Source organism: Rhodopseudomonas palustris (assembly GCF_003591005.1).
Classification (GTDB): Bacteria; Pseudomonadota; Alphaproteobacteria; order Rhizobiales; family Xanthobacteraceae; genus Rhodopseudomonas; species Rhodopseudomonas palustris_K.
Genome location: NZ_QYYD01000041.1, coordinates 1 through 25,482, shown reverse-complemented (window position 1 = coordinate 25,482; position 25,482 = coordinate 1). Strand labels below are relative to the sequence as shown.

At 66.1% G+C, this 25,482-nt stretch carries 24 protein-coding genes; 12 read left to right on the top strand and 12 right to left on the bottom strand.

What is annotated here, in order from left to right:
• Positions 1-157: 157 nt before the first annotated feature.
• Positions 158-781, top strand: coding sequence for a class I SAM-dependent methyltransferase (locus tag D4Q52_RS24665; RefSeq protein WP_119859227.1), 624 nt, complete (start codon positions 158-160; stop codon positions 779-781).
• 232 nt (positions 782-1,013) lie between these two features.
• Here D4Q52_RS24665 and D4Q52_RS24660 read toward each other — a convergent pair whose 3' ends face one another.
• Entirely contained in the window at positions 1,014-1,838 is an 825-nt protein-coding gene (locus D4Q52_RS24660) for an aldo/keto reductase (RefSeq protein WP_119859226.1), read from the bottom strand.
• A 486-nt stretch (positions 1,839-2,324) separates the two neighbouring features.
• Here D4Q52_RS24660 and D4Q52_RS24655 point away from each other — a divergent pair, with 486 nt between their 5' ends.
• The 4 genes from D4Q52_RS24655 to D4Q52_RS24640 all read left to right on the top strand — a co-directional run bounded on the left by D4Q52_RS24655 (position 2,325) and on the right by D4Q52_RS24640 (position 6,971).
• Complete coding sequence (locus tag D4Q52_RS24655; RefSeq protein ID WP_119859225.1) at positions 2,325-2,597, top strand: PilZ domain-containing protein; 273 nt, start codon at positions 2,325-2,327, stop codon at positions 2,595-2,597.
• A 134-nt stretch (positions 2,598-2,731) separates the two neighbouring features.
• On the top strand, positions 2,732-3,784 hold the full coding sequence (locus tag D4Q52_RS24650) for an HD-GYP domain-containing protein (RefSeq protein ID WP_119859224.1): 1,053 nt from the start codon (positions 2,732-2,734) through the stop codon (positions 3,782-3,784).
• Between the two features lie 258 nt (positions 3,785-4,042).
• Positions 4,043-5,335 (top strand): adenylosuccinate synthase, encoded by a 1,293-nt coding sequence (locus D4Q52_RS24645; protein ID WP_119859223.1) that lies wholly within the window; start codon positions 4,043-4,045, stop codon positions 5,333-5,335.
• 37 nt (positions 5,336-5,372) lie between these two features.
• Positions 5,373-6,971, top strand: a complete 1,599-nt coding sequence (locus D4Q52_RS24640; RefSeq protein ID WP_119859222.1) for a hypothetical protein — start codon at positions 5,373-5,375, stop codon at positions 6,969-6,971.
• 546 nt (positions 6,972-7,517) lie between these two features.
• Here the strand turns inward: D4Q52_RS24640 and D4Q52_RS24635 are convergent.
• The 4 genes from D4Q52_RS24635 to carA all read right to left on the bottom strand — a co-directional run bounded on the left by D4Q52_RS24635 (position 7,518) and on the right by carA (position 10,297).
• Positions 7,518-7,736 (bottom strand): hypothetical protein, encoded by a 219-nt coding sequence (locus tag D4Q52_RS24635; RefSeq protein ID WP_119859221.1) that lies wholly within the window; start codon positions 7,734-7,736, stop codon positions 7,518-7,520.
• Positions 7,737-8,350: 614 nt separating this feature from the next.
• Complete coding sequence (locus D4Q52_RS24630; RefSeq protein WP_119859220.1) at positions 8,351-8,557, bottom strand: light-harvesting protein; 207 nt, start codon at positions 8,555-8,557, stop codon at positions 8,351-8,353.
• 12 nt (positions 8,558-8,569) lie between these two features.
• The gene (gene pufB / locus D4Q52_RS24625) at positions 8,570-8,725 is read right to left on the bottom strand and encodes a light-harvesting antenna LH1, beta subunit (RefSeq protein ID WP_011440233.1); all 156 of its coding nucleotides are present in this window, start codon (positions 8,723-8,725) and stop codon (positions 8,570-8,572) included.
• A gap of 378 nt (positions 8,726-9,103) precedes the next feature.
• The gene (carA, locus tag D4Q52_RS24620) at positions 9,104-10,297 is read right to left on the bottom strand and encodes a glutamine-hydrolyzing carbamoyl-phosphate synthase small subunit (RefSeq protein ID WP_119859219.1); all 1,194 of its coding nucleotides are present in this window, start codon (positions 10,295-10,297) and stop codon (positions 9,104-9,106) included.
• A 147-nt stretch (positions 10,298-10,444) separates the two neighbouring features.
• On the opposite strand from carA, the gene D4Q52_RS24615 reads away from it, so the two are divergent.
• Both D4Q52_RS24615 and D4Q52_RS24610 read left to right on the top strand, forming a co-directional pair.
• Positions 10,445-11,146 (top strand): alpha/beta fold hydrolase, encoded by a 702-nt coding sequence (locus D4Q52_RS24615; protein WP_119859218.1) that lies wholly within the window; start codon positions 10,445-10,447, stop codon positions 11,144-11,146.
• A gap of 189 nt (positions 11,147-11,335) precedes the next feature.
• The gene (locus D4Q52_RS24610) at positions 11,336-11,791 is read left to right on the top strand and encodes a GatB/YqeY domain-containing protein (RefSeq protein WP_119859217.1); all 456 of its coding nucleotides are present in this window, start codon (positions 11,336-11,338) and stop codon (positions 11,789-11,791) included.
• A 593-nt stretch (positions 11,792-12,384) separates the two neighbouring features.
• Here the strand turns inward: D4Q52_RS24610 and D4Q52_RS24605 are convergent.
• From D4Q52_RS24605 to D4Q52_RS24585, 5 genes are all read right to left on the bottom strand, one after another.
• A complete protein-coding gene (locus tag D4Q52_RS24605; RefSeq protein WP_119859216.1) occupies positions 12,385-13,209 on the bottom strand; it encodes an ABC transporter permease in 825 nt (274 codons plus the stop codon).
• Positions 13,202-14,017, bottom strand: a complete 816-nt coding sequence (locus D4Q52_RS24600) for an ABC transporter ATP-binding protein (protein WP_119859215.1) — start codon at positions 14,015-14,017, stop codon at positions 13,202-13,204. The genes D4Q52_RS24605 and D4Q52_RS24600 overlap by 8 nt, the downstream gene beginning before the upstream one ends.
• 1 nt (position 14,018) lies before the next feature.
• The gene (locus D4Q52_RS24595; protein WP_234831320.1) at positions 14,019-15,026 is read right to left on the bottom strand and encodes an ABC transporter substrate-binding protein; all 1,008 of its coding nucleotides are present in this window, start codon (positions 15,024-15,026) and stop codon (positions 14,019-14,021) included.
• Between the two features lie 781 nt (positions 15,027-15,807).
• Positions 15,808-17,388: a DHA2 family efflux MFS transporter permease subunit gene (locus tag D4Q52_RS24590; protein ID WP_119859214.1), complete on the bottom strand. Its 1,581-nt coding sequence runs from the start codon at positions 17,386-17,388 to the stop codon at positions 15,808-15,810.
• A gap of 10 nt (positions 17,389-17,398) precedes the next feature.
• Positions 17,399-18,583, bottom strand: coding sequence for an HlyD family secretion protein (locus D4Q52_RS24585; protein WP_119859213.1), 1,185 nt, complete (start codon positions 18,581-18,583; stop codon positions 17,399-17,401).
• Between the two features lie 216 nt (positions 18,584-18,799).
• Between D4Q52_RS24585 and D4Q52_RS24580 the strand changes: the two genes are divergently transcribed.
• The 3 genes from D4Q52_RS24580 (at position 18,800) to D4Q52_RS24570 (ending at position 22,465) form a co-directional block, all read left to right on the top strand.
• Entirely contained in the window at positions 18,800-20,407 is a 1,608-nt protein-coding gene (locus D4Q52_RS24580; RefSeq protein WP_119859212.1) for an acyl-CoA synthetase, read from the top strand.
• 523 nt (positions 20,408-20,930) lie between these two features.
• Positions 20,931-21,770 (top strand): DUF2189 domain-containing protein, encoded by an 840-nt coding sequence (locus tag D4Q52_RS24575; protein ID WP_119859211.1) that lies wholly within the window; start codon positions 20,931-20,933, stop codon positions 21,768-21,770.
• Positions 21,771-21,847: 77 nt separating this feature from the next.
• On the top strand, positions 21,848-22,465 hold the full coding sequence (locus D4Q52_RS24570) for a LysE family translocator (protein WP_119859210.1): 618 nt from the start codon (positions 21,848-21,850) through the stop codon (positions 22,463-22,465).
• A gap of 112 nt (positions 22,466-22,577) precedes the next feature.
• On the opposite strand, the gene D4Q52_RS24565 is transcribed toward D4Q52_RS24570, so the two are convergent.
• A complete protein-coding gene (locus D4Q52_RS24565) occupies positions 22,578-23,375 on the bottom strand; it encodes an N-formylglutamate amidohydrolase (RefSeq protein WP_119859209.1) in 798 nt (265 codons plus the stop codon).
• 81 nt (positions 23,376-23,456) lie between these two features.
• On the opposite strand from D4Q52_RS24565, the gene D4Q52_RS24560 reads away from it, so the two are divergent.
• Together D4Q52_RS24560 and D4Q52_RS24555 are read left to right on the top strand one after the other, a co-directional pair.
• Complete coding sequence (locus D4Q52_RS24560) at positions 23,457-24,368, top strand: transglutaminase family protein (RefSeq protein WP_119859208.1); 912 nt, start codon at positions 23,457-23,459, stop codon at positions 24,366-24,368.
• Positions 24,369-24,394: 26 nt separating this feature from the next.
• On the top strand, positions 24,395-24,814 hold the full coding sequence (locus D4Q52_RS24555; RefSeq protein WP_182915441.1) for a gamma-glutamylcyclotransferase family protein: 420 nt from the start codon (positions 24,395-24,397) through the stop codon (positions 24,812-24,814).
• Here the strand turns inward: D4Q52_RS24555 and D4Q52_RS24550 are convergent.
• Positions 24,804-25,046: a hypothetical protein gene (locus tag D4Q52_RS24550; protein WP_119859207.1), complete on the bottom strand. Its 243-nt coding sequence runs from the start codon at positions 25,044-25,046 to the stop codon at positions 24,804-24,806. The two genes, D4Q52_RS24555 and D4Q52_RS24550, sit on opposite strands and share 11 nt — an antisense overlap.
• Positions 25,047-25,482 lie beyond the last annotated feature (436 nt).

Below are 25,482 nucleotides of genomic sequence, written 5' to 3'. Positions count from 1 at the left end.
GTATACATGACCGCACCCCGATTCATTTGCCGAAACACCAAAATGCTCTTGCCGAGAGGGGGCCGTCCATACATGACGGGAGGTGGCCTTGGTCCTTCGGCTTGGTTCTCGCTCTCGCGATGCCGCGCTACATCAGTGAGGGAAGAGGAGGCGCCGCATGACCGATCGCAGCACGCAGTTTTGGGACAGGGTGGCGGAGCGCTATGCGGCGCGGCCGATCAAGGACGTGGCCGCCTATGATGCGATGCTGACGGATGCGGCGTCGTGGTTGTCGTCAACCGATACGGTTCTGGAGATCGGCTGCGGCACCGGCGGCACAGCGATCCGGCTGGCGCCGCACGTGGCGCACTGGCGGGCCACCGACGGGTCGGCTGAAATGATCCGGATCGCATGTAGCAAGGCTGCGCCGGCGAATCTCGCATTCGTTGTTGCCGAAGCGGAGCACGCCTTTGAAGGCGCGCCGTTCGACGTGATCTGCGCCTTCCTGGTGCTGCATCTGGTGCCGGACATGCCGGCGACGCTGCGCGCCATTCACCAGCATATGAAGACCGGCGGCTTGCTGATCAGCAAGACCTATTGCTTTCGCGACATGAACTTTGCGATGCGCCGCCTCGCGATCCCGGCGCTGCAGCTGGCCGGCCTCATCCCGCATTTTGCCGTGCTACGCGCCGAGCAACTGCGTCGTGCCATGGTCGCGGCGGGCTTCGTCATCGAAGCCAGCCACGTGTTCGGCAGCAATCAGCATGCGCATTACATCGTGGCGCGCAAGCTTGCCCAGTAGCTCCGCTTTGATCGCCCCCACCCGCCGTCATTCCGGGGCGCGCGGCGCAGCCGTGCGAACCCGGAATCTCGATGGGTTCTGCGCCTCTGCGGTTTCGACAACATCGGGATTCCGGGTTCGCTCGCAAGTGCGAGCGCCCCGGAATGACGGCGCTTGGGGTTAGGGCGAGCGTCGCGGAATGACGGTGAGTGGGGTTAGGCGAGCGCTACGCGGGCGCTGGACTCATCGTCGCTTACCCCACGTCCCACTTTGGCGCGAAGGTCGGGTTCACGAAGCGCTGGTCTTTCGGCAGCTTGGCGATGATAGCGCGGTCGTCCTGGTCGAGGCGGATGTCGAGGGCGCCGAGGTTGCTGCGCTGGCTGGCTTCGCTGCGCGCTTTCGGGATCGCCATCACGCAGTCCTGCTCGAGCAGCCAGGCCAGCGCGATCTGCGCGGCGGTGGCGCCATGTTTCTCGGCCAGCAGCTGCAACTCCGGAAACGAGGCGAGCCGACCCTGCGCCAGCGGCGCGTAGGCGGTGAGCGGGATGCACTTGTCCTGCATGTAGCCGAGCAACTGCGTCTGCCCGAGCAGCACGTGATACTCGACCTGATTGCAGGCGATCGGCGCGCCGATGTCCTCGACGGCCTGCTTCATCAGCGCCAGCGGGAAGTTGCAGACGCCGATGGCGCGAATGCCGCCGTCGTCCTTGATCCGCAGCAGCGTCTCCAGCGCGGCGCCGAGATCCATGTCGGGCGCCGGCCAATGGATCAGATAGAAGTCGACATAGTCGGTCTTCAGCTTGCGCCGGCTCTGGTCGAATGCCTTGCGGATCGCGTCGGGCGCCAGATTCTGCCACCACACTTTAGTGGTGAGGTGGATCTGGTCGCGCGGCACGTCAGTATCCTGCAGCGCGTCGCCGACCGCGTCCTCGTTGGCGTACATCTCGGCGGTGTCGATGTGGCGATAGCCCATCGCCAGCGCGGTCAGCACCGCCTCGTGGCAATCCTTGCCCTGCAGCTTGAACGTGCCGAGGCCGAGTTTTGGAACCTCGATCTGCTGCGTTTTGGTTGTCTCCATGCCTTCTCCTGCTTGCCGCCGTGGCGGCGTCCGTTAAGACGATGCGGTTTGTCGCACGCGACGTGCGTTCAAGCGTCTGCGACGCAAATAGGTCCTTCATGGCGCGCTTGACCCCTCAAGCGGGTAGCCCGTAGGCGATTGGTCGTCTTCCCCAAGACGGCTGCAGAGGCGTTTCCCGAAACCAGATTACAAGCGGAGGGAGCTCCCCGATCCGCCTCTACGCCCCATTCATTTATGTTTTGCGCGCCAACGCGATGACCGGAGAAGAGGGCGATCCCCGCCGCCGATCGGCCGCACACACCAGAACGTCGCGCGATCGCGACTACCGCCATCAAATATCATTTGATACAATAACGGCATTGTTTCGAGAATCACCGCTGCCGGTAATTTAGTGTGGTTTAAGCTGCTCTGCGAACTCATTTCATCGCAGCCGCCGATCTGGGCATTTCCGTTGCCCGTGGCCGACAGCGGGTCGAGGGCGCGACATTGGTTTATGGCGATCGGAAGGACCCGCGGGTCAAATTCGAGAAGCTGATCGATGCCGTATTGATCGGCGTCGATGGCACTTGGTCCCGGGCGTGCGGCGTTGCAGATATTTCGGCCACCGGCGCCAGGCTGGTGATGAAGAGTCCAATGGCCGGTCTCAATTTCAATGAATTCTTTCTGGTGCTAACACCAGCCGGAAGACCCTACCGGCGCTGCCAACTCGTCAGGATCGATGGGCAAGTCATCGGAGTGCGTTTCATTGCAAGCTCATGAGGGGGCCAGCCCGCCAACGACGTCCGGGGCCGCGGCCGTCGGCGCGATGTGCCGCGCGGGCTCTCACGCCTGTCCTGTGCCGCTGCGCGGTTTGCGTCCGACCGGCCGTCGAATAGAGCACTGCGAAAGCGTCGATGCCGGTTCATGTGATTGCTGATCGTCGCGACAAGCTGGCGACGCTGCGGCTGGTCCTGCCGGCCCGGCTTGAACCTCACTTCCATCTGCTCTCCGACGTCAGGGGCATGACGACGGCGCAAGTCGATGCAGTCGTGATCGCCGTCGATATTCGAATGGTGGAGAACATCGCCGCCCTGAAGGATGCAATGCGGCAGCTGGGGCGCGCGGAGCGGCGCATCTTCCTGATCAGCGATCGGTCCCACGTCGCGCAGGCGCAGGCCTATGCGCTGGGCGCGACGCGCGTGCTGCACGATCCAGTGTCGCCGGCGCTGCTGATCGCCCAGCTCAGCGATCAGGTTGCGCTGAACTGGTCGCCAAGCTCGGCGGCGGGCGATGCCATAAGCGCAGCCTCGTTGGCCTCGGCCCGGCTGTCCAAGGCTTTCGCGGCCGTCGCCAGCGGGATGAACATCGATGTCACCGGCATGGAAGAGGCCGCCATCGCGATCGCTGACAGCGTGATGGACGACGGACTGTCCAACTGGCTGGCGACTGTGCGCCAGCATCACGAGGGCACGTATCAGCATTGTCTGCTGGTCGCCGGCATCGCGGTGGATTTTGGCGTCAGCCTCGGCGTCCCGAGCGCCGACATCCGGCGCCTCGCCGTTGCCGCTACCTTCCACGACATCGGCAAGGCCTGCATTCCGCTCGACGTGCTGGACAAGCCAGGCAAGCTCGATCCAGAGGAGCGGGCCGTCATCGAGACGCACTCCTCCCTCGGCCACTTCGTGCTGAAGGATACGCCAGGGATTTCGGCGGAGGTGCTCGGCGCGGTCCGGCATCACCACGAGTTTCTCGACGGCAGCGGCTATCCGGACGGCCTCGTCGGCGATAGCATTCCGGATATTGTCCGGCTGCTGACGATTTCGGACATCTTCGGCGCGCTGATCGAGGATCGCCGATACAAGGCACCGATGTCGCGCAAGGACGCTTATGAGATTCTGCTGAAGATGCGCGGCAAGCTTGAAGCGCCCCTGGTGGCGGCATTTCGCCAGGTCGCGCTCGGCCAATAGGCGATGTCGGGGCGACCGGCGGGCTCTCCGCTTCGATCCGGATTTGACGTGGAAATCAATGATTTGAGGCGGCTCGCGGCAGTGTCGGCGCGGCCGTTTCGCTTGCGTCGCAAGCCCGCTTCCGTTATCCGGTGGATCGCCTCGCATGCGAGCGGCCACGGCCGTGTTTTGGCTTGGCGCTCAGGACGATCAGCATGCCGCCGCCGGCGCTGCACGATCGTGCTTCATCCGGTTCGGTTGCAGGGGAACGGCTCTAAAATGGCCAATGTCGTCGTGGTCGGCGCCCAGTGGGGCGACGAGGGCAAGGGGAAGATCGTCGATTGGCTGTCGGAGCAGGCGGACATCGTCGCCCGATTCCAGGGCGGGCATAACGCCGGCCACACGTTGGTGATCAACGGCGAGACCTACAAGCTGGCGCTGCTGCCGTCGGGCGTGCTGCGGCCGTCCAAGCTCGGCGTCATCGGCAACGGCGTGGTGTTCGATCCGCAGGCGTTTCTCGACGAGGTCAAGAAGCTGCAGGGCCAGGGCGTCGCGATCTCGCCGGACAATCTGCGCATCGCCGAGAACGTCACGCTGATCCTGCCGCTGCACCGCGAGCTCGACTCACACCGCGAAAACGCCGCCAAGGCCGGCGCGATCGGCACCACCCAGCGCGGCATCGGCCCCGCTTACGAGGACAAGGTCGGCCGCCGCGCGATCCGGCTGATGGACCTCGCCGATCCCGACACGCTGCCGCAGAAGATCGAGCGGCTGCTGGCGCATCACAATGCGCTGCGCCGCGGATTCAACCTGCCGGAGTTCGACGCCGCCGCGATCCTGAAGGATCTGATGGCGATGGCGCCGCAGCTGCTGCCCTATGCCGAGACGGTGTGGCGGCTCTTGGACATCAAGCGCCGCGAAGGCAAGCGCATCCTGTTCGAGGGCGCGCAGGGCGCGCTGCTCGACGTCGACCACGGCACTTATCCGTACGTGACCTCGTCCAACACGGTCGCCGCACAGGCGGCCACCGGCACCGGCATGGGGCCTGGCGCGGTCGGCTACGTGCTCGGCATCTGCAAAGCCTACACCACGCGGGTCGGGTCCGGCCCGTTCCCGACCGAGCTCCTGAACGAGATCGGCGAAGAGATCGGCCGCCGCGGCAAGGAGTTCGGCGTCAACACCGGGCGCAAGCGGCGCTGCGGCTGGTTCGACGCGGTGCTGGTGCGGCAGACGGTGCGGACCTGCGGCATCCACGGTCTGGCGCTGACCAAGCTCGACATTCTCGACGGCTTCGACACCGTCGAGGTTTGCGTCGGCTACAAGCTCGACGGCAAGGAGATCGACCATCTGCCGGCCGGCGAGGGCGCCCAGGCGCGCGTCGAGCCGATCTGGGAGACCATCGAAGGCTGGAAGGAGCCGACCGCGGGGGCCCGGTCGTGGGCCGATCTGCCGGCGCAGGCGATCAAATATGTCCGCCGCATCGAAGAGCTGGTCGGCTGCCCGGTGGCGCTGTTGTCCACCAGTCCCGAGCGCGAGGACACAATTCTGGTGCAGAATCCGTTCGAAGCTTAATAGGATGTTACCGAACCGGGTCCAACCTTGAGTCAAGATGGCTGATTACTATCCGCTGATCGCACGTGCCATATCCGGTCTGGATCCCAGCGCTCCGGGCGAGCAGCGGCGCGCGATCTACGAACGGGCCCGCTCGGCGCTGATTACCCAGTTGCGCGGCGTGCAGCCGCCGCTGACCGAATCCGAAATCACCCGCGAGCGGCTGGCGCTCGAAGAAGCCGTCCGCAAGGTCGAGTCCGAAGCGGCGCAGCGCGCCCGCGACGCGGCCCGCGCCGAACTCAAGAATCGCCGCCCGGCCGGCGAGGGCCGTGCCGGCGATGCGCTGCGCGCGTCGAGCCGGCCGGCGACGCGGCCCGGCGATCCGCCGCCGCAGGTCAGCCGCACGCCACTGCCGCCCAGCGCGGCCGAGCCCGAACCCGAGCCGCCGGTCCGCCCGCGCGCCCAGCCGCCGGTGCCGCCGCGTGACGAGCGGCCCACGCGCAATCTGCGCGTCGAGCCGCCGCCGATTCCGCCGGAGCCGCCGCTACCCGGCCGCGAACGTCCGATTCCGCCGCGCCGGCCTGAGCCGGGCCCGGCTGCGGCAGGTGACGACAATCAGGGTCTGCGTGGCTTCCGCGACGTCACCGCCGATCTTGATGGCCTCGGCCATGCCGCCGCGCAGGCCAACCGCGCGGCGCGGAAGACCTACGCCAATGTCGCGCCGTCGCCGGAATTCGATCGGCTCGAGCCATCGATGGAAAACCGCACCGATCCGGATGCGCCGTATTCCTACGACGAATCGGTCGACGAGGCGCAGCGCTACGCACCGCCGCCCGGGCCGCGGCCGCGACTCGATCCGGAGCGGCTGCCTGGCCGCAAGCCGAGCCGGGCGCCGATCGCTTTCCCGTTGAAGAGCGCGCTGCTGATCGGCCTGGTGCTGGTGCTGGTCGGCGCCGGCATCCTGTGGGGACCGGCGCTGTATTCGTCGCTGCGCGGCATGATGAAGTCGTCGCCGACCACCGAAACCGCGACCCCGACTCCGCCGGCATCGACCGAGCGTCCGAAGATCACCGACCGCGTCGGTCAGCCGTCGAGCTCGGAAGCCATCGCGCCGGTGGCGCAGCGCGTCGTGCTGTATGACGAGGATCCGTCGGATCCGAAGGGCAAGCAGTATGTCGGCACGGTGGTGTGGCGGACCGAGCAGATCAAGGGCGCCAGCAACAAGGGCGGCGCCGACCTTGCGGTGCGCGCCGACATTGAAGTGCCCGAGCGCAAGTTCAAGATGACGATGTCGTTTCGCCGCAATACCGACACCTCGCTGCCGGCGAGCCACACCGCGGAGCTGACCTTCATCCTGCCGCAGGATTTCAACGGCGGCGGCGTCGGCAACGTGCCAGGCATCCTGATGAAGTCGAACGAGCAGGCGCGCGGCACGCCGCTGGCCGGGCTGGCCGTCAAGGTCACCGACGGCTTCTTCCTGGTCGGCCTCAGCAACGTCGAAGCCGACCGCACCCGCAACCTGCAGCTCTTGAAGGAGCGCTCCTGGTTCGATCTGCCGATCGTCTACAGCAACCAGCGCCGCGCCATCATCGCCATCGAAAAAGGCCCCCCCGGCGAACGCGCCTTCAACGAAGCCTTCGCCGCCTGGGGCGAGTAGCGCCGTCTCGCGGGCAACGCTGCCTATAGCTTTGCCCTCATAGCCCCAAGCACCGTCATTCCGGGGCGCGCGCCTCGGCGCGCGAACCCGGAATCCCGCGGCGTTCTGCGACTCCGCTGTTTCCACAACCTCGAGATTCCGGTTCGCTCGCAAGCGCGAGCGCCCCGGAATGAGCGTGGTTGTGGCAAGCGCCGGAAAGACGGTGGTTGTGGCGAGCCTGGAATGACGGTGGTTGGGGAGAGCGCCCCGGAATGACAGTGCTCGGGCGATGCAGCTTGTTACTTCGCCCCACCCCCGTCATTCCGGGGCGCGCGCAGCGCGAACCCGGAATCTCGCAGCGTTCTGCGACTCTGCCGTTTCCACAACATCGAGATTCCGGGTTCGCTCGCAAGAGCGAGCGCCCCGGAATGACAGTGGTTGGGGCAGCGCGAGCGCCCGGAATGACGATGTGGTGTCCTCTGAATCAAAACGCGCCGCGGGGGGCGCGGCGCGTGCGAGGCAGGTGGCTGAGTGCGCCGGTCGGCGCGGCTCACATCAGGCGTTCTGTCACGGTGCGCCCTGCGCGCCGGCGCGGACGGCGTCGTGGACCAGCGCGTTGGCGTCGGTGACGCCGCGTGCGGCGTTCTGCACGATGATCTGCGCCATCATCGCTTTGGTCGCAGGCGTGCGATGCTCCATCGCGATCTGCTCAACCGCGATATCGAGCACTTCGCGCAGCGTCGCGACGTAATCGGGATCGAACTTCGGCTGGTTCGTGGCAGTCATCGATGGTCTCCTTCATTTCAGATTTGCATCATGCCGATGCAATGCGGCTCAAGTAGGTCCGCTGGATGAAGTTGCAGTGACGCTACTGATTTTTAAGTGAGCGCGCTCGTGATCGTCGCGTCGCGATCAAAGAAAGCACTGCAGCACAATGACTTCTTTTATCGTCGCTGAACAGCGAAGCCGACGTTGAATGGAGCAATTCCAGATCTGTTCGCCGCAGTCTGCAACGCCAGCGCGCCACACATGTAAACGAGGCGCGCGCGCCACACAGGCGTCGCACGCGAGACACACGCGGTTGCGGCAGACTCGTTCAGGTTGAAGCGCTTCGAGGCGCCGTGAGCGTGTCGCGCCGCTTGGTCGCGCGCGCGTGACACGCGTGGCGCGTTGACGCGTGATCGTCCAAATCATCGGACGGCTGTGGCGACTGTGCGACGATCTTGATCGGAAGCAAATCAGCGAAAGTACGACCGAGCGTCTGATGCGCGGAGGAGTCGGGCGCGACGGTGCGGCCTAGCCTTACTCCCGCGCAAGAACAACATGCGCCCCAAAACGCGCGACGCCCGCCGAGGTCCGGAGGACCCCGACGGGCGTCGGTCATTCGCGTGCGGCGAAGCTCACTTCTTCGCCGGAGCAGCAGCAGCCGGGGCCGGAGCGGCCGGTGCGGCGGTCACAGCGGCGCCACCCTGCCAGTACTTCGGGAACCAGGCGGTGTTGTTGAGCACCGCGGCGTGCACGAGGATCGCGATGACGGTGACGCTGCCCAGCAGCAGCGGCAGGCCGACGGTCGGACTCACGACGGTCCAGATACGTCCTTGATTCATGTCCGATCTCCCTTAGTGCAGCCAGGGCGAGTAAACGTAGGCCAGGAAATGCGCCACGATCGCGATCGCGCCGAAAATGCGCGTTCCGTCGATCACATGCTTGTGGATCTCTTCCGACTCCGCGATCGTCAGACCGGTCGGCCAGACCTTGTTGGGATCGTCTGCCATAGTAACCTCCTCAGAGATTCAAATTCGTGCTGAACCCGCACGCGAGTGCCGCGAGCAGCAACCGGACCATGGACGGCTGGCCAGTCGACGGCGCCCTCGGGCCGCGCTGCCAACCGGGCGCTGGTCCCGGCTGAGACCTCCGCTTGGGGGCCCGCAGCATCCGCTGGCTGGTCCGTTCACGGTGTTCTCTCGCTTGGTCAAATTATCGTGACACATAGCTTTGTCAACTTGACATGACACTACGGCCTGTCCGGTTCATTCCGGACAGTTGCGCGCGTGGTCGGTCCGCCGGCTCCAGCTATGGGGCACGCTCAAAGCAGAACGGGCCCGGCCTTCCGGCCGAGCCCGCAATTACGCTGTGTTTAAGGACCTGAACGCTCAGGCCGCGCTCTTTTTCGCCCGCATCAGGTCGCTGAAGCGGCGGAACAAATAGTGCGAGTCCCGCGGGCCGGGCGAGGCTTCGGGATGGTACTGCACCGAGAACACCGGCTTGTCGGCCAGCGCGATGCCGCAATTGCTGTCGTCGAACAGCGACACGTGCGTCTGCTGCACGTTGCCCGGCAGCGTCGATTTGTCCACCGCGAAGCCGTGATTCATCGAGGTGATCTCGACCTTGCCGGTGGTGAGGTCCTTGACCGGATGATTGGCGCCGTGGTGGCCCTGGTGCATCTTCACGGTCTTGCCGCCGAGCGCCAGGCCGAGCATCTGGTGACCGAGGCAAATGCCGAAGGTCGGCACGCCGGACTGAATCACGTCGCGGATCACCGGCACGGCGTATTTGCCGGTCGCGGCCGGATCGCCGGGGCCGTTGGACAGGAACACACCGTCCGGCTTCATCGCCAGGATGTCTTCGGCCGAAGTGGTAGCCGGCACCACGGTGACCTTGCAGCCCTCGCCGGCGAGCAGCCGCAGGATGTTGCGCTTGATGCCGTAGTCGATCGCCACGACGTTGAATTCAGGCGTGTCCTGCCGGCCAAAACCTTCGCCCCACGCCCACGGCGTTTCGTCCCAGGTGAAGCGCTGGCCGGAGGTGACCATCGGCACCAGGTCCATGCCCTCGAGGCCCGGCCATTCGCGGGCTTCTTCCTTGAGCGCGTGCAGGTCGAACTCGCCGCTCGGCGAATGCGCGATCACCGCGTTGGGCATGCCCTTGTCGCGGATCAGCGCGGTCAGTGCCCGGGTGTCGATGCCGCTGAGGCCGATGATGCCGCGGGCCTTCAGCCAGGCGTCGAGATTGCGCGACGAGCGATAATTCGACGGATCGGTGATGGCGCTGCGCAGGATCACGCCGCGCGCGCCAGGCGTTGCCGCCATGTTCACCGTCTCGATATCCTCGTCGTTGGTGCCGACATTGCCGATATGCGGGAAGGTGAAGGTGATGAGTTGCCCGGCGTAGGACGGATCGGTGAGGATCTCCTCATAGCCGGTCATCGCGGTGTTGAAGCAGACCTCGCCCACGGCGGAGCCGACGGCGCCGAGGCCGAAGCCTTCGAACACCGTGCCGTCGGCGAGCACGAGCAGCGCGGTCGGTTTGTGGTCCGGCCAGGCGGGATTGGATGCTGAATTGGTCATGAGCGCATTACATAGTCGCGCCCGGCGGCGCCGTCAAAGCGCCGGGACCGGCAAAGTGTGCGCAGCGGGGCGATATTTGACAGGGTTTCTCCGCAGCCTACGGTGCGCCGCGCGCGCCCGCCACAAAACTGCGCGCCAGGAGGTTTCATGGACACATCATTGCCGATCGTGCTGATTCCGGGCTTGGCGGGTTCGCCCCGGATCTACGCGCCGGTCGCGCCGGCGCTGTGGGCGTTCGGCCCGGTGACGGTCGCCAACCACATCCGCGACGACAGCATGGCGGCGATCGCGCGGCGGATTCTGTCCGAGGCGCCGCCGCACTTCGCGCTCGCCGGCCATTCGATGGGCGGCTACATCGCGTTCGAGATCATGCGACAGGCGCCGGAGCGGGTGGCGAAGCTGGCGCTGATCAACACCCAGGCGCGGCCCGACAGCCCCGAGGCCTCGGCGCGGCGCACCCGGCAGATCGGCGAAGCCAATGCCGGCCGGCTGCACGGCGTGCTCGACGAGCTGTATCCCGGCTTCGTGCATCCAGCCCGCGCCGACGATCACGGCTTGCGCGAGATCGTGCACGCGATGGGCGACGACGTCGGCGGCTCCGGCTTCGCCCGGCAGCAGCGCGCCATCATCGCCCGCCCCGACTCGCGGCCGACTTTGGCGACGATCGGTTGCCCGACGCTGGTGCTGAGCGGCGACACCGACAACACCATTCCGAACAGCCTGTCGCGCGAGATGGCCGACGGCATCACAGGCGCGCGGCTGGTGATCATCCCCGATTGCGGACACCTGCCGCAGATCGAACAACCCACCGCCACCGCAACGGCGCTGGCCGAGTGGCTGCGCAACTGAGTTGTTTCAGGCGGCCGAATTGCCTACATCAGGCGCCACAAACGCCATTTGCCGTCATTGCGAGCACCCGGATCCGCGCTTCGCGCGGTCCGAGCACAAGCTCCGCGAAGCAATCCAGCGCCACGCGTGCTGCTTGGATTGCTTCGTCGCTTCGCTCCTCACAATGACGAAGAGCCATAGGAGCCCGACATGCTGCGCGACAATATCAACACCGCCGTCAAGGAGGCGATGAAGGCCAAGGACGAGCGCAAGCTGTCGACGCTGCGGATGGTGAATTCGACCATCAAGAACGCCGACATCGAAGCCCGCGGCCAGGGTAAGCCGCCGCTCGGCGACACCGAGCTATTGTCGCTGCTGCAGAAGATGATCAAGCAGCGCCAGGAATCGGTCGAACTCTACGACAAAGGCGGCCGCGCCGAACTCGCCGACCAGGAGCGCGCCGAGATCGCCGTGATCCAGGCCTATCTGCCGCAACAGATGTCCGATGACGAGGTCAAAGCGGCGATCTCTGTGGTGATTACTGAGACCGGCGCTGCCGGCATCAAGGACATGGGCAAGGTGATCGGCGCCCTGAAGGCCAAGTACGCCGGGCAAATGGATTTCGGCAAGGCGAGCGGGATGGTGAAGGCAGCGCTGGCCGGTTAGTCGCGCTGACGTCACTCGTTGATCCTAACCACGGGCACGTCATTCCGGGGCGCTCGCGTAGCGAGCGAACCCGGAATCCCGAAGTTGGTGTGCGCAGCGCCTGCTGCGGATGAACTTGTCGAGATCCCGGGTTCGCGCTACGCGCGCCCCGGAATGACGGTGGGTGTGGCGGGCACGCTTAGCGCTGCGGTGTTTTTGCCGCGACCTCTCCGCGAGTCATTCCGGGGCACGTGCCGCAGGCACGTGAACCCGGAATCCCGCAGTTAGTGTGCGGGGCGCCCGCCGCGGATGAACTTGTCGAGATTCCGGGTTCGCGCTACGCGCGCCCCGGAATGATGGTGGGTGTGGCGGGCACGCTTAGCGCTGCGGTGTTTTTGCCGCGACCTCTCCGCGAGTCATTCCGGGGCACGTGCCGAAGGCACGTGAACCCGGAATCCCGCAGTTAGTGTGCGGGGCGCTCGCCGCGGATGAACTCCTCGAGATTCCGGGTTCGCTCGCAAGAGCGAGCGCCCCGGAATGATGGTGGGTTTGGCTTAAGGGGCTACCCATCAATACGCGCCGATGCATCGGCGCAACGCGGCGTCAGCACTGGCTCAAATCTGCTCCTGGCCCCAGCGCTGCACGGTGAACCTCGTCAGGGTGCGGAAGATCACGCCTTCGACGACGAGGCCGATCAGGATCACGGTGAGCAGGCCGGCGAACACGCTGGCGGTCTCGAGTTGCGCGCGGCTGGTGTAAATGAACCAGCCGAGCCCGCCGGAGCGGGCGCTGACGCCGAACACCAGTTCGGCGGCGATCAGCGTCCGCCACGCAAACGCCCAGCCGATCCGCAGTCCGGACAGGATCTGCGGGAAGGCCGCGGGCACCAGGATCTCCGCCACGAACCGGCCACCGGACAAGCCAAGATTGCGGCCGGCCATGCGCAGCGTCGACGGCACCGCGAGGAAGCCGCCATAGCAGGCCAGCGCCACCGGCCACAGCACCGAATGCACGATCACGAAGATCAGGCTCGGCGTGCCGACGCCGAACCACAGCAGCGCGACCGGCAAGAGCGCGATCGCCGGCAGCGGGTTAAACATCGAGGTTAAAAGCCCGAGCGCCTCGTTGCCCCAACGCGACAGCGCCGCCAGCGTGGTCAGGGCGGCGGCGACCGCGACGCCGAGCGCATAGCCGGTGATCAGTACGCGCAGCGAGGTCAGCGTCCGGTCCGGCAGTTCGCCGGACACGATCGCCGACCACAGCGCCGCGAAGGTCGCGCCCATCGTCGGCAGGAGCAGCGGATTGTCGAGCCAGCGCGCATACAGCTCCCAGATCAGCGCGAAGCCGATCAGGATCACGGCGCGCCGCCATGGCGTGCCGGCGAGCGCCCGGTGCAGCGCCGGCGCGCGGATCGGTTTCGGTGCGGCGATGTCAGACATGAGCGGCGTCCGGATCGGCGAAGACGCTCTGCTGGATCTGCTGCTCCAGCGCGGCGAAGCTCGCGGTGCCGCGGGCGCGGCTGCCGGGCGGCACATCGAAGCTCGCGGCGATCCGCCCGGGCAGCGGCGACAGCGCGATGATCCGTGTGCCGACCCGGATCGCCTCGTCGATGCCATGCGTGACGAACAGCGTGGTGCTGCCGGTCTCCTCGCACAGCTTCAGCAATTCGTCCTGCATCTGCCGCCGCGTCAGCGCGTCCAGCGCGGCGAACGGCTCGTCCATCAGCAGCAGCGCGGGCTCCAGCGCGAAGGCGCGGGCGATCGCCACGCGCTGCTTCATGCCGCCCGACAGCGTATGCGGAAACGCCTCGGCGAAATCCTTCAGCCCGACCCGCCCGAGCCAGTGCCGCGCCACCGCGTCGGCCTCGCGGCGCGGCAGCCCCTTGCCCCGCTGCAACGCGTAGCGGACGTTGCCGACCACGCTGCGCCACGGCAGCAGCTGATCGAACTCCTGAAACACCGTCATGCGGTCGGGGCCCGGCGCGACAATCCGGCGGCCGCTCAGCCGGATCTCGCCGGTGCGCGGTTTGAGGAAGCCGCCGACCGCGCGCAGCAGTGTGGACTTGCCGCAGCCGGACGGGCCGAGCAGCACCAGCCGCTCGCCGGCGGACAGCGTGAAGCCGACGTCGTCGACCGCCGTCAATTCGCCGCCGGGAGTCGCATAGCTGATGCTGACCCGGTCGAGCACCAGCAGCGGCGCGGCGGCGCTGTTCTCGATCAGCTCGCTGAAGCGCGGCGCGACGTTCATCTCAGCTGCCGGGCTTTTCTCCGAGGCCGGACCAGAACAGCTCCCGCCACGACGCCGGCGCCTGCTTGATCAGGCCGAGCTTGGCCTCGAAGTCGGCGAATTTCTGCGCGCCTTCGGGCACGGTGGTGAAGTTGACGTCCTTGTCGCGGATGATGCTCTCGATCAGCTCGGGCGCTAGCTTGGAGTTCTCGGCCTTGATGTACAGCGCGGCGGCGTCCTTCGGGTTGGCCTTGATCCAGTCATTGGCGCGATCGAGGCCGCGCACGAAAGCCTGGATCGTTTTCGGATTATCATTGACGAACTTCGTGGTCGCATACACCACGTTGAAGGTGTGTGGCCCGCCCAGCACGTCGTAGCTGTTGAGCACCTGGTGCACCTTGCCGCTGGCGAGCTCCTGCTGCGAGAACGGGGGCGAGGTGAAGTGCGCGGTGATTTCGGAGCGGCCCGACAGCAGCTGCGCCGCCGCGTCCGGATGCGGCATGCTGACGGTGAGGTCGTCGAGCTTGTCGTATTTGCCGAACGCCTTGTCGGCGGCCATCTGCAGCACGATCGGCTGGAAGCCGACCTTCACCGAGGGCAGCGCGATGCGGTCCTTCTCGGTGAAATCGGCCAGCGTTTTGACGTTGGGGTTGTTGGTCGTCAGGATGTTGGCCATCGAGCCGAGCGCGGCGACGCCGATGATCTTGGCAGTGCTACGCGTCTTGTCCCAGGTCAGGATCATCGGCGCGATGCCGGCGGTGGCGAAATCCAGGCTGCCGGAAATCAGCGCCTCGTTCATCGATGCGGCGCCGGACAGCCGCAGCCATTCGATCTTCGGCGGCGCGATGCCGAGCGCCTTGGCCTCGTCCTCGATCAGTCCGTTCTGGCTGGCGACGATCAGCGGCAGATAGGCGATGCCGAATTGCTGGGCGATGCGCAGCTGCGCGGTCTCGGCGCGCGCGTGTGAGATCGTGCCGGCGGCGAGCGCAGCGGCGACAAGGCCTGCGCACAGATAGTTGGACGTCTGCATGGGTGTCTCTCGGTGGCCGTTGCGCGGGTGCGAAGGGCTCTGATCGGATCAGATTTGAGCAAATCGACGAGGCGGTCCAGCCCGCAAACGCCGCAGCGGCGTATTAGAAAGGGCCATGCTGATTGGGGCGCTGAAGGCAGATAGTTGTTCTCGAAACCGCGGCCGATAGCGAATGTCTTACTTTCCCAGCGCAAGCTTCACCTTCCCAGCCGCCGACAAAAACCTCTCGTTCGTCATTCCGGGGCGCGAGCGCAGCTCGCGAACCCGGAATCTCGAAGTTGGTGTGCTCGGCGTCCGCCGCGGATGAACTTGTCGAGATTCCGGGTCTGCGTGCTACGCACGCATCCCGGAATGACGGCGGTTGCGGCGGGCTAAGTTCGGCCTGGTGTCGTCGCGCGGTTTTGCCCGCGACCTCTCCGCGAGTCATTCCGGGGCACGTGCCGCACGCACGTGAACCCGGAATCCCGCATTTGGTACGCGCGGCGCCCGCCGCTGATGAACTTGTCGGGATTTCGGGTTCGCCGCCACGCTGCGCCCCGGAATGACGCTGCGTGTGGCGGGCTAAGTTCGGTTATGTGCGACGAGTACGTTTTGCGTTTTGCCCACCACCTCTCCGCGAGTCATTCCGGGGCACGTGCCGCAGGCGCGTGAACCCGGAATCCCGCAGTTGGTACGCGCGGCGCTCGCCACGGATGAACTCTTCGAGATTCCGGGTTCGCCGCTGCGCGTCGCCCCGGAATGACAGCGGTTGTGGCTGGGGCCACGATGGTGAAGCGACCCCTCAATGCCCCATCGCCGGCTTCGCGCTCCTGTCGACGCTGCGCAGCGACAGCGCCAGCGGGATCATGGCGGCGGCGATCAGGCCGAGCGCGACGAAGACGTCGAGATAGGCCAGCAGCGCCGCCTGGGTCTGCACCATCTGGCCGACGATCGCCATCGCGCTGCCGGATTTGCTGCCGGTGGCGTTTTGGGTGCCGAGATAATTCTGGATCTGCGCCAGCGTGTCGTGCAGCACCGGATTCCACGAGCCGACATGTTCGCTCAGCCGGCTCTGGTGAAACTGCTCGCGCCGCGCCAGCACGGTCTGGCTGATCGATACGCCGATCGAGCCGCCGAAATTGCGCGCCAGGTTGATCATCGCCGAGGCCTGATCGGTCTTGTCCGGCGGGATGCCGTCGTAGGACGCGGTGGTGATCGGGATGAAGATCAGCGGCAGGCCGATACCGAGATAGATCCGCGACAGCGCGAAGAACCAATAGTCGGCGTCGGGCGACATTCGCATCAGATCGATCATCGCGCCGCCGGCGATGGTCGCTCCGATCGCGATCAGCCAGCGCGGCTGCACCGAGCCGCCGAGCCGGCCGACGATCACCATCATCACCATGGTGACGAGGCCGCCGGGCGAGATCACCAGCCCGGCCAGCGTCGCGGTGTAGCCGAACCGCTCCTGCAACAGCTGCGGCAAAATCTGGGTGGTGGCGATCAACAGCGCTCCGGTCGCCAGCATGATCAGGAAGCAGGTGCCGAACTGCCGGCTCGCCAGCATCCGCACGTCGATCAGCGGCCGTTCGCGCGACAATTCCCACGGCACGAACGCGATCAGCGCCGCCGCCGAGATGATCGCGAAGCTGACGATGAAGCCCGAGCCGAACCAGTCGTCGACCTGGCCGCGGTCGAGCACCACTTCGAGCGCACCGAGAAAGGTCGCGACCAGCGCGAAGCCGACGAAGTCGAAACTGAATCCTTTCGCCCACAGCTTCTCGCGTTCCTGACGCTGCTTCTCGGAGGACGGGATGATCAGATAGATGAGCGCCAGCGTGATCACGCCGACCGGCACGTTGATCAGGAAGCACCAGTGCCATGACAAATTATCACTGAGCCAGCCGCCGAGCGTCGGGCCAACCACCGGCGCGACGACGACCGCGATGCCGTACAGCGCAAATCCTTGCCCGCGCTTGGCCGGCGGAAACGCCGCGGCGAGGATCGACTGCGCTACCGGCGTCATGCCGCCGCCGGCCAGCCCCTGCATGATCCGGAACAGCAGCAACGATTGCAGATTCCAGGCGAAGCCGCACAGCAGCGAACTCACCGTGAACAGCGCGATACACACCAGAAAGAACTTCTTGCGGCCGAACATCTGGGCGATCCAGCCCGAGGCGCACAGCACGATCGAATTGGCGACCAGATAGGTCGTCACCACCCAGGAGGCTTCGTCGCTCGACACTGCGAGCCCGCCGGAGATGTAGCGCAGCGCCACGTTGGCGATGGTGGTGTCGAGCACCTCCATGAAGGTCGCGACCGACACCAGCACGGCGATCAGCCAGGGGTTGGCGCCGCCATATTCGCCTTCGCTGTCGGCCATGACGACGGCCTTACTGACGCACGGTGACGCGCGGCACCACCGACATGCCGGGGCCGAGTTCGACATCCGGCCGCTGGTCGAAGGTGATCTTCACCGGCACGCGCTGCACCACCTTGACGTAGTTGCCGGTGGCGTTCTCGGCGGGCAGCAGGCTGAACGCCGTGCCGCTGCCGGCCTGGATCGAGTTGACGTGGCCCGGATAGGTCTTGCCGAACGCGTCGATATGAATGTCGACCGGCTGCCCGACGCGCATCAGTTCGAGCTGCGTTTCCTTGAAATTGGCGGTGACCCAGATGTCGAGCGGCACCAGCACCATGATGGCCTGACCGGGGGAGGCGAGCGCGCCGACCGCGCCGGTCAGCTTGGCAATGCGGCCGTCGGTCGGCGCGCGCAACTGCGCGCGCTGCAGATTGGCGTCGGCCTGTTCCTTCTGCGCCTGCGCGCCCTGCAGCTGGGCCTTGGCCTGTTCGGCCTTGGCGCGCAACACGTCGATCTGCCGGCTCGCAGCGAGCTTGGCGGCGTTGGCGGCGTCGAGCGCGGCCTTCTTGGCGCGAAAGTCGGATTCCGCCTGCTGGGCGCGCTGCACCGTGCCGGCGCCCTTCTGCACCAGTTCCTGATAGCGGTGGTTCTCCTCGATGGAGAAGTTATAGGCGGCTTCGGCCTCTTCGACCTGCTGATTGGCCTGCTGCACCTGCGCCTGCTGGGCGCCGATCTGCGCCTCGATGTCGGTGATCGACGCCTGCGCCTGCAGGATCTGCGCGGCGGCCTGATCGACCGCGGCCTTGTAGTCGCGCGGATCGATCGTCGCCAAGAGATCGCCGGCCTTGACGATCTGGTTGTCGGTGACGTCGACGCCGGTGATCGCACCCGACACCTGCGGGCTGATCAGCACGCTGCGGGTGTCGATGAAGGCGTCGTCGCTGCTCTCGTAGTTACGCGCCTGCAGCCACCAAACGATGCCGCCGACGATCGCCGCCGCAATCAGCACCGCGCCGATGATGGCCGCAACCGGATGCTGCCGGATCAGGCCGCGCAGCCCGGCGGGCTTGGCCGGTGCGGCGTCGGCCGGATCCAGCGGCGCGGGTCCGGTCTTCGCCTCGCGACGGTCCGGCTCGCGCAGCGCAGGAGTATTCTGAGGCTCGGTGGATTGGCGGCTGGCGTCGCCTTTCGCGGAAATAACATCAGCCGCGCTCATCGGTCTCACCGTGATTTGGGGAACAAACGGGACCTCTGGAGAACCCGTGCCGCCGGGCGCGGTTCCCGGCAATGCTGCAATGCAGAACCTTCGGCCCACACAATCCCGCGATCGGCAAAAAGGGTCGTCGCAAGCGGCCGATGGCGTTACGATGATCGGCCTGCCTTCGATAACGGCCTTGCATAAGAAGACTTCGTAAGACCCCGGGGATACGCCTTGCTGACCGAAACCACCGACTACGATCACCTGTACCGCAACTTCCGCTGGCAGGTGCCGGCCCGCTTCAACATCGCGACCGCCTGCTGCGATCGCCAAGCGCTCGGCGACAAGCCGGCGCTGATCTATGTGGAAGAGAGCGGCGCGGTGACGCGGCTGTCCTTCGCCGAACTCGCCACCGCGTCGCGCCGCTTCGCCAATGTCCTCAAGGACGGCGGTCTGCACCGCGGCGACCGCCTGGCGGTATTCTTGCCGCAATCGATCGAGCTGCCGATCGCGCATCTCGCCGCATTCCGCTCCGGCCTCGTCTCGGTGCCGCTGTTCACGCTGTTCGGCGAGGACGCGCTGGAATTTCGGCTGAGCAACTCCGGCGCCCGCGCGGTGGTCACCGACGAAAGCGGATTGCCGAAGCTGCTGAAGATCCGTGATCGTTTGCCGGAGCTGCAGCATATCTACGTCACCGGCGGCGCGGCGCATCCCGGCGTCGAACCGTTCTGGTCGGAGCTCGATGCGGCGTCGGACGTTTTCGACACCGTCGATACGGCGGCCGACGATCCGGCGATCATCATCTACACGTCTGGCACCACCGGAAATCCCAAGGGCGCGCTGCACGCCCACCGCGTGCTGCTCGGCCATCTGCCCAATGTCGAGATGGCGCACGACTTCTTTCCGAAGCCCGGCGACCTGATGTGGACGCCGGCGGACTGGGCGTGGATCGGCGGACTGTTCGATGCGCTGTTTCCAAGCTGGTATCACGGCGTCGCGATGGTCGGCTATCGCGCCAAGAAGTTCGAGCCGCAGGCGGCGATGCAGCTGATGGCCGATTTCGGCATCCGCAACGTCTTCCTGCCGCCGACTGCGCTGAAGCTGATGCGTCAGGCCGACGTCAAGCATTCGGGGGTGAAGCTGCGCAGCATCTTCACCGGCGGCGAGTCGCTCGGCGGCGAATTGCTGCAATGGGTGCGGGCGACGTTCGGCGTCGACGCGCACGAGATCTACGGCCAGACCGAGTGCAACCTCGTGGTCGGCAACAACGCCAAGCTGTTTCCGATCCGCCCCGGCTCGATGGGCAAGGCGACGCCGGGCTTCGACGTCCGCGTCATCGACGAGGCCGGCCGCGAACTGCCGCGCGGCGAACGCGGCATCATCGCGGTGCGCCGGCCCAATCCCTGCATCATGCTGGAGTACTGGAAGAACCCGGAGGCGACCGCGAAGAAGTTCGCCGGCGACTTCCTGCTCACCGGCGACCTCGGCTCGCAGGACGAAGACGGTTACTTCTGGTACGACAGCCGCGAAGACGACGTCATCACCTCGGCCGGCTATCGCATCGGTCCGTCCGAGATCGAGCACACGCTGCTCAAGCATCCCGCGGTCGCCTTCGCCGCGGTGGTCGGCGTGCCGGACCCGATCCGCACCGAATCCATCAAAGCGTGGATCGTGCTGCGCCCCGGCTTCGCCGCGGGCGACACGCTCGCCCGCGACATCCAGGATCACGTCAAAGTCCAACTCGCCGCCCACGAATATCCGAGGCTGATCGCATTCACAGATACGCTCCCCATGACCGCCACCGGCAAGGTGCTCCGCCGCGAACTGCGGGCGAGGGGATAGTCCGACCTCTTTGCGCCAAACCGCCCCGCACCGTCATTCCGGGGCGCACCACCGGGTCCGGCCTTCGGCCGGCCCGATGGTGCGAACCCGGAATCCCGAAGAGTTCTGCGACTCCATCATGTCCACAACATCGAGATTCCGGGTTCGCCCGCAAGAGCGGGCGCCCCGGAATGACAACCGAGAGGCCTTTATCGGCGGCTGAGTCAGCGATGGTGCACTGGGGCGCGCCGCTTGCACGGCGCGTCCCCTCTCCCGCTTGCGGGAGAGGGTTGGGGTGAGGGCGACGCGAGCACTGCGTATTGCCGGCGGCACGGCAGATTAAACTCCCAATTCTCCTACCCAAACCCCCTACATTATTGCGCTGCGAAAAACCACGCCGCCAATGTCGCCAATTGAACTAATCGCCGCGCAAAGTTGTGATGACCGCGCCATCACCATGCATTGACGGCCGCGGAACTCGGGTTCTTAATCGGCGCAACTAACAACGACCGCCAAGCGGCCATCCACCAAGGGAGGAGCGATCATGTCGATCTCCGGGAAGGTTGATCCGATCGTGCGGCGCGTGAGCTTCGCCGATATTGCCGAGGCGTTCGGGCAGGGGCTGCGGGACTTTCAGGCAGCCCCCGCCTACGGACTTGCGTTCGGGGCGTTCTACGCCGCCGGCGGCCTGCTGATCCTCGCCTGTCTCACGGCGCTGAACATGGTGTATCTGGCCTATCCGCTCGCCGCCGGCTTCGCGCTGCTCGGGCCGTTCGTGGCGCTGGGGCTGTACGAAGTCAGCCGCCAGCGCGAGAGCGGCCGCAGGCCGTCGCTGCGGCAGATGATTGGCCTGATGCGCAGCCGCAGCGAGCTCGGCTGGATGGCGTTCGTGACGCTGTTTCTGTTCGTGATCTGGATGTATCAGATCCGCCTGCTGATCGCGCTGTTTCTCGGCATCGGCGCCTCGTTCGGCAGCCTGCACGAATTCATCTCGGCGGTGCTGACGACCAACGAGGGCCTTGTGTTCCTCGCCGTCGGCAATTGTGTCGGTGCCGCGCTGGCGCTGGTGCTGTTCTCGCTCACAGTGGTGTCGTTTCCGCTGCTGCTGGACCGCGACGTCGATGTCGTCACCGCGATGATCACCAGCGTCCGCGCGGTGGTGACGAGCCCGCTACCGATGATCGGCTGGGCGGCGACCATCGTGCTGCTGCTGGCGCTGTCGGCGTTGCCGTATTTCCTTGGCCTGGTGGTGACACTGCCGATCCTCGGCCATACCACCTGGCATCTCTATCGCAAGATCGTCGCGCCGGTTGCGGCGGAGCTGCCGGCGAGCGAGCCGGCCGACAACGTGCTGCAACTGCCGCCGGCCGCCTCGCGCGGGTAAACATCGCGTCGGCTCGCTCGGACGGGCCTTGGCTGCTATCGTGACCTGAGACTCACGATAGCCAACAAGGACCGACGATGTCGCTCGAACTGTATCTCACTTACGTCGCCGCCTGCATCGCGCTGGCGCTGCTGCCCGGGCCGGTGGTGACGCTGGTGATTGCCAACGGCCTGCGCCACGGCACCCGCGCGGCGCTGCTCAACATCGCCGGCGCGCAGCTCGGCCTCGGCCTCGTCATTGCGCTGGTCGCCGCCGGGCTGACCACGCTGATGGCGACGATGGGCTATTGGTTCGACTGGGTGCGGCTCGTCGGCGCCGCCTATTTGGTGTGGCTCGGCATCGGCTTGATTCGCCATCCGGTCGAAGGCGTTGCGACTGATGCAACACCGCGCACACCGCGCGGCGGCTTCTTTCTGCAGGGGCTGCTGGTGCTGCTCGCCAACCCGAAGGTGCTGGTTTTCTTCGGCGCGTTCATCCCGCAATTCGTCGACATGCAGCGCGATCACGTCCCGCAGGTGGCGCTGCTCGGCGTCACCTTCATGGCGATCGTGGCGATCACCGATGCGGCCTACGCGCTGCTCGCCGGCCGCGCCCGCACGCTGTTCTCGGCGCGCCGCACCCGGCTGCTGTCGCGCATCTCGGGCGGCTTCATGATCGGCGGCGGCGTCTGGCTGGCGCTGAGCCGCGCGAAGTAACTGCTCGAGATCGTAGGGTGGGTTAGCGCGAAGCGCGTAACCCACCATTCTCGCCAACAGCCGTGATGGGTTACGGCGCAAGGGCGCCTAACCCATCCTACGGGGCTTCAGTCTACGCCACCGCCGCCTTGTCCCGCAGCGCCGGCTCGATCGCGGTCAGAACGCGCGCCAGCCGTTCGGCCCATGCAGCCTGGCCGTGCTCTTCGGCGATCTGGTCCTGGCGGATCTCGATGCCGGAGTTGATCAGGCCGCGGGCTTCGCCGTGCACCGGGATCGAGTAGTCGGTGCCGTCGGCGACCGCGTAAGGCTGGTTGTCGCCGACCACCAGGCCGTCCTCGCGGCGCAGCTCTGCGAGCAGCAGCGGCGGCAGCACGGTGTCGCGGTGATACAGCGTGCCGATCTGCCACGGCCGCGCCATGCCGTGATACACCGGCGTGAACGAATGCACCGACAACAGCACGGTGGGCCGCCCGGCCGCGAGCCGGGCGCTGATCACCTCGTCGATCCGCGCGTGGTACGGGTCGAAGATCAGACGGCGGCGCTCGTCGACCTGCTCGCGGGTCAGCCCGTCATTGCCCGGAATCGTCGTGGTCTCGCTGACCAGCGGGATCGAGCTTTCGGCGGTCGGCGGCCGGTTGCAGTCGATCACCAGCCGCGAATAGCGCTGCGCGATCAGATGCGCGCCGAGCCGGTCGGACAACTGCTCGGCAACGCCGGCGATGCCGATGTCCCAGGCGATGTGGCGGGTGAGTTCGTCGGCAGGCAGGCCCAGATCGCCGAGCTGCGGCGGGATTTGACGGCCATAATGGTCACAAACCAGCAGAAAAGCCGATTGTCCCCCGATATTCCGTTCGATCACCGGAACCCGTCCGGGGTCGAGGCGTAGTGCAACCTGGCGTGCGCCGTTCATCTGTCGAGTGCCTGTCAGTTCAGCCGTCCGCCCCGGACAACGCTGGTATCTTTTCAACGCCGTAAAGTCTATGCATCCTTCATGCCGCTGCTGAGCATCACCCACCACACCGACTATCACTACGCTCGTCCGGTTGCGTTCGGCGAGCATCGCGTGATGCTGCGGCCGAGCGACAGCCACGATCTGCGGTTGCTGGAAAGCACGCTGGTGATCACGCCGCAGCCGGCGTCGCTGCGCTGGATTCATGATGTCTTTGGCAACAGCGTGGCGATCGTGAGTTTCGGCGAGCGTGCCAAACGGCTCAGCTTCGAATCGACCGCTGTAGTCGAGCATCATCCCACCGAAGCCTTCGCGCTGACGCCCGACGACCGCGCGTTCTTCTATCCGTTCTTCTACGAGGAAGACGAGTATCCGGATCTGGAGCCGTTCATCCGCCCGCACTACGGCGATCCGGATGGCCTATTGTCGATCTGGGCGCGTGGCTTCCTCGATGTCGGCGCGGCGACACCGACCTTCGACCTCCTCAGCCGGATGACCCATGGCATTCGCGACGGCTTTCGCTATCGCCGGCGCCATGCCCACGGCACCCAGCATCCGCTCGATACGCTGCAGACCGGCTCCGGCACCTGCCGCGACTTCGCGCTGCTGATGATCGAAGCGCTGCGCCGGCTCGGCATCGCGGCGCGCTTCGTGTCGGGCTATCTGTTCGTGCATGGCGACGGAGCCGGCAGCCATGTCGGCGGCGGCTCTACGCATGCCTGGGTGCAGGTGTATCTGCCGAGCGCGGGATGGATCGAGTTCGATCCGACCAACGGCATCATCGGCAACCGCGATCTGATCCGCGTGGCGGTGGCGCGCGATCCGTATCAGGCGATCCCGCTGCATGGCAGCTATCTGGGCGGCGCCGACGAGTTTCTGCGGATGGACGTGCGCATCAAGGTGGCGCCAGCCGGCGATGTCGCTCACAATCGTATCGTCGCGGTGCCGGCCTAGCGCCGCGGCGATGTGACTGCGGAGACATGATGCTCGATCGCCTGTTCGTCTATGGCACACTGATGCGCGGCTATGATCACCCGATGGCCCGGATGCTCGCCGACAATGCCGACTATCTCGGCGCCGCGTCGATGCCGGGGCGCTTGTATCAGGTGCGGCACTATCCGGGTTTGATCGAAGCCGCGGCGGCATCGGACCTCGTGTTCGGCGATCTGTTCAGGCTGCACCGGCCGGCCGAGCTGTTGCTGCAGCTCGACGACTACGAAGGCTGCGGCGAGGGCGGCGACCAGCCGGCGCCGTATCGCCGCGAGGTCGCGCGCGTCACGCTCGCGGGCCGCGCGGCCGAACAGGTCGAAGCCTTCGTCTACATCTACAATTGGGACGTCGCGCAGCTTCGGCGCATCCTGTCGGGACGGTTCGCCGACGTCGTGGCTGCTAACGACTGAGATGCAGTTCGACGTGCGCGTTGGCGGCGAGCGGCAGCAGCGTCAGCCAGTCGGGTTGGACCGGTTCGGTCAGGCAGAAGCTGGGAAAGTCATAGGCCTCGATCGCAGCGGTCGCGATCGAGAGCTGATCGCCGCAGTCGTCGCATTTCCACGCGTGGATCGCATAGACCCCGTCGACCGTCTCGGCGCCGAGCGAGGTCATTTCCACATTGCATCGGGTACAATTTGCCATGGTTCTGGCTCCAGATCGTTCGGCGCTGCTCCGCACCGGACCAGCGCGATGAGCCCGACCTTGGTGACCCGTTCTCCCCGACTCCCCCGCCACAGCGGGGTGCGCCACTGAGCACCCGCTTCCGCACCGCAACAATGCGCCAAATCAAATCTGCTGCAATTGCGAAGAAAGGTGGAAGAAAATGATCGCCGCTGATTGCGAGCGGATTTGGCCTTGCCGCGATCCGCAGCGCTCAGCCCTCTCCCGCTTGCGGGAGAGGGCTGGGGTGAGGGCGCCCCAGGCAATGAGCGTGCGATGCGTGGCCGGCGTCGGGCGCTCTCTAACTTCTGGATTCCGGGGCGCTCGCTGCGCGAGCGCCCCGGAATGATGGGGTGGACGGCCCCCGAACGGCATCGATGTGCCAGACTGAGGTTGTCGTAACTTCAGACGAGGGAGC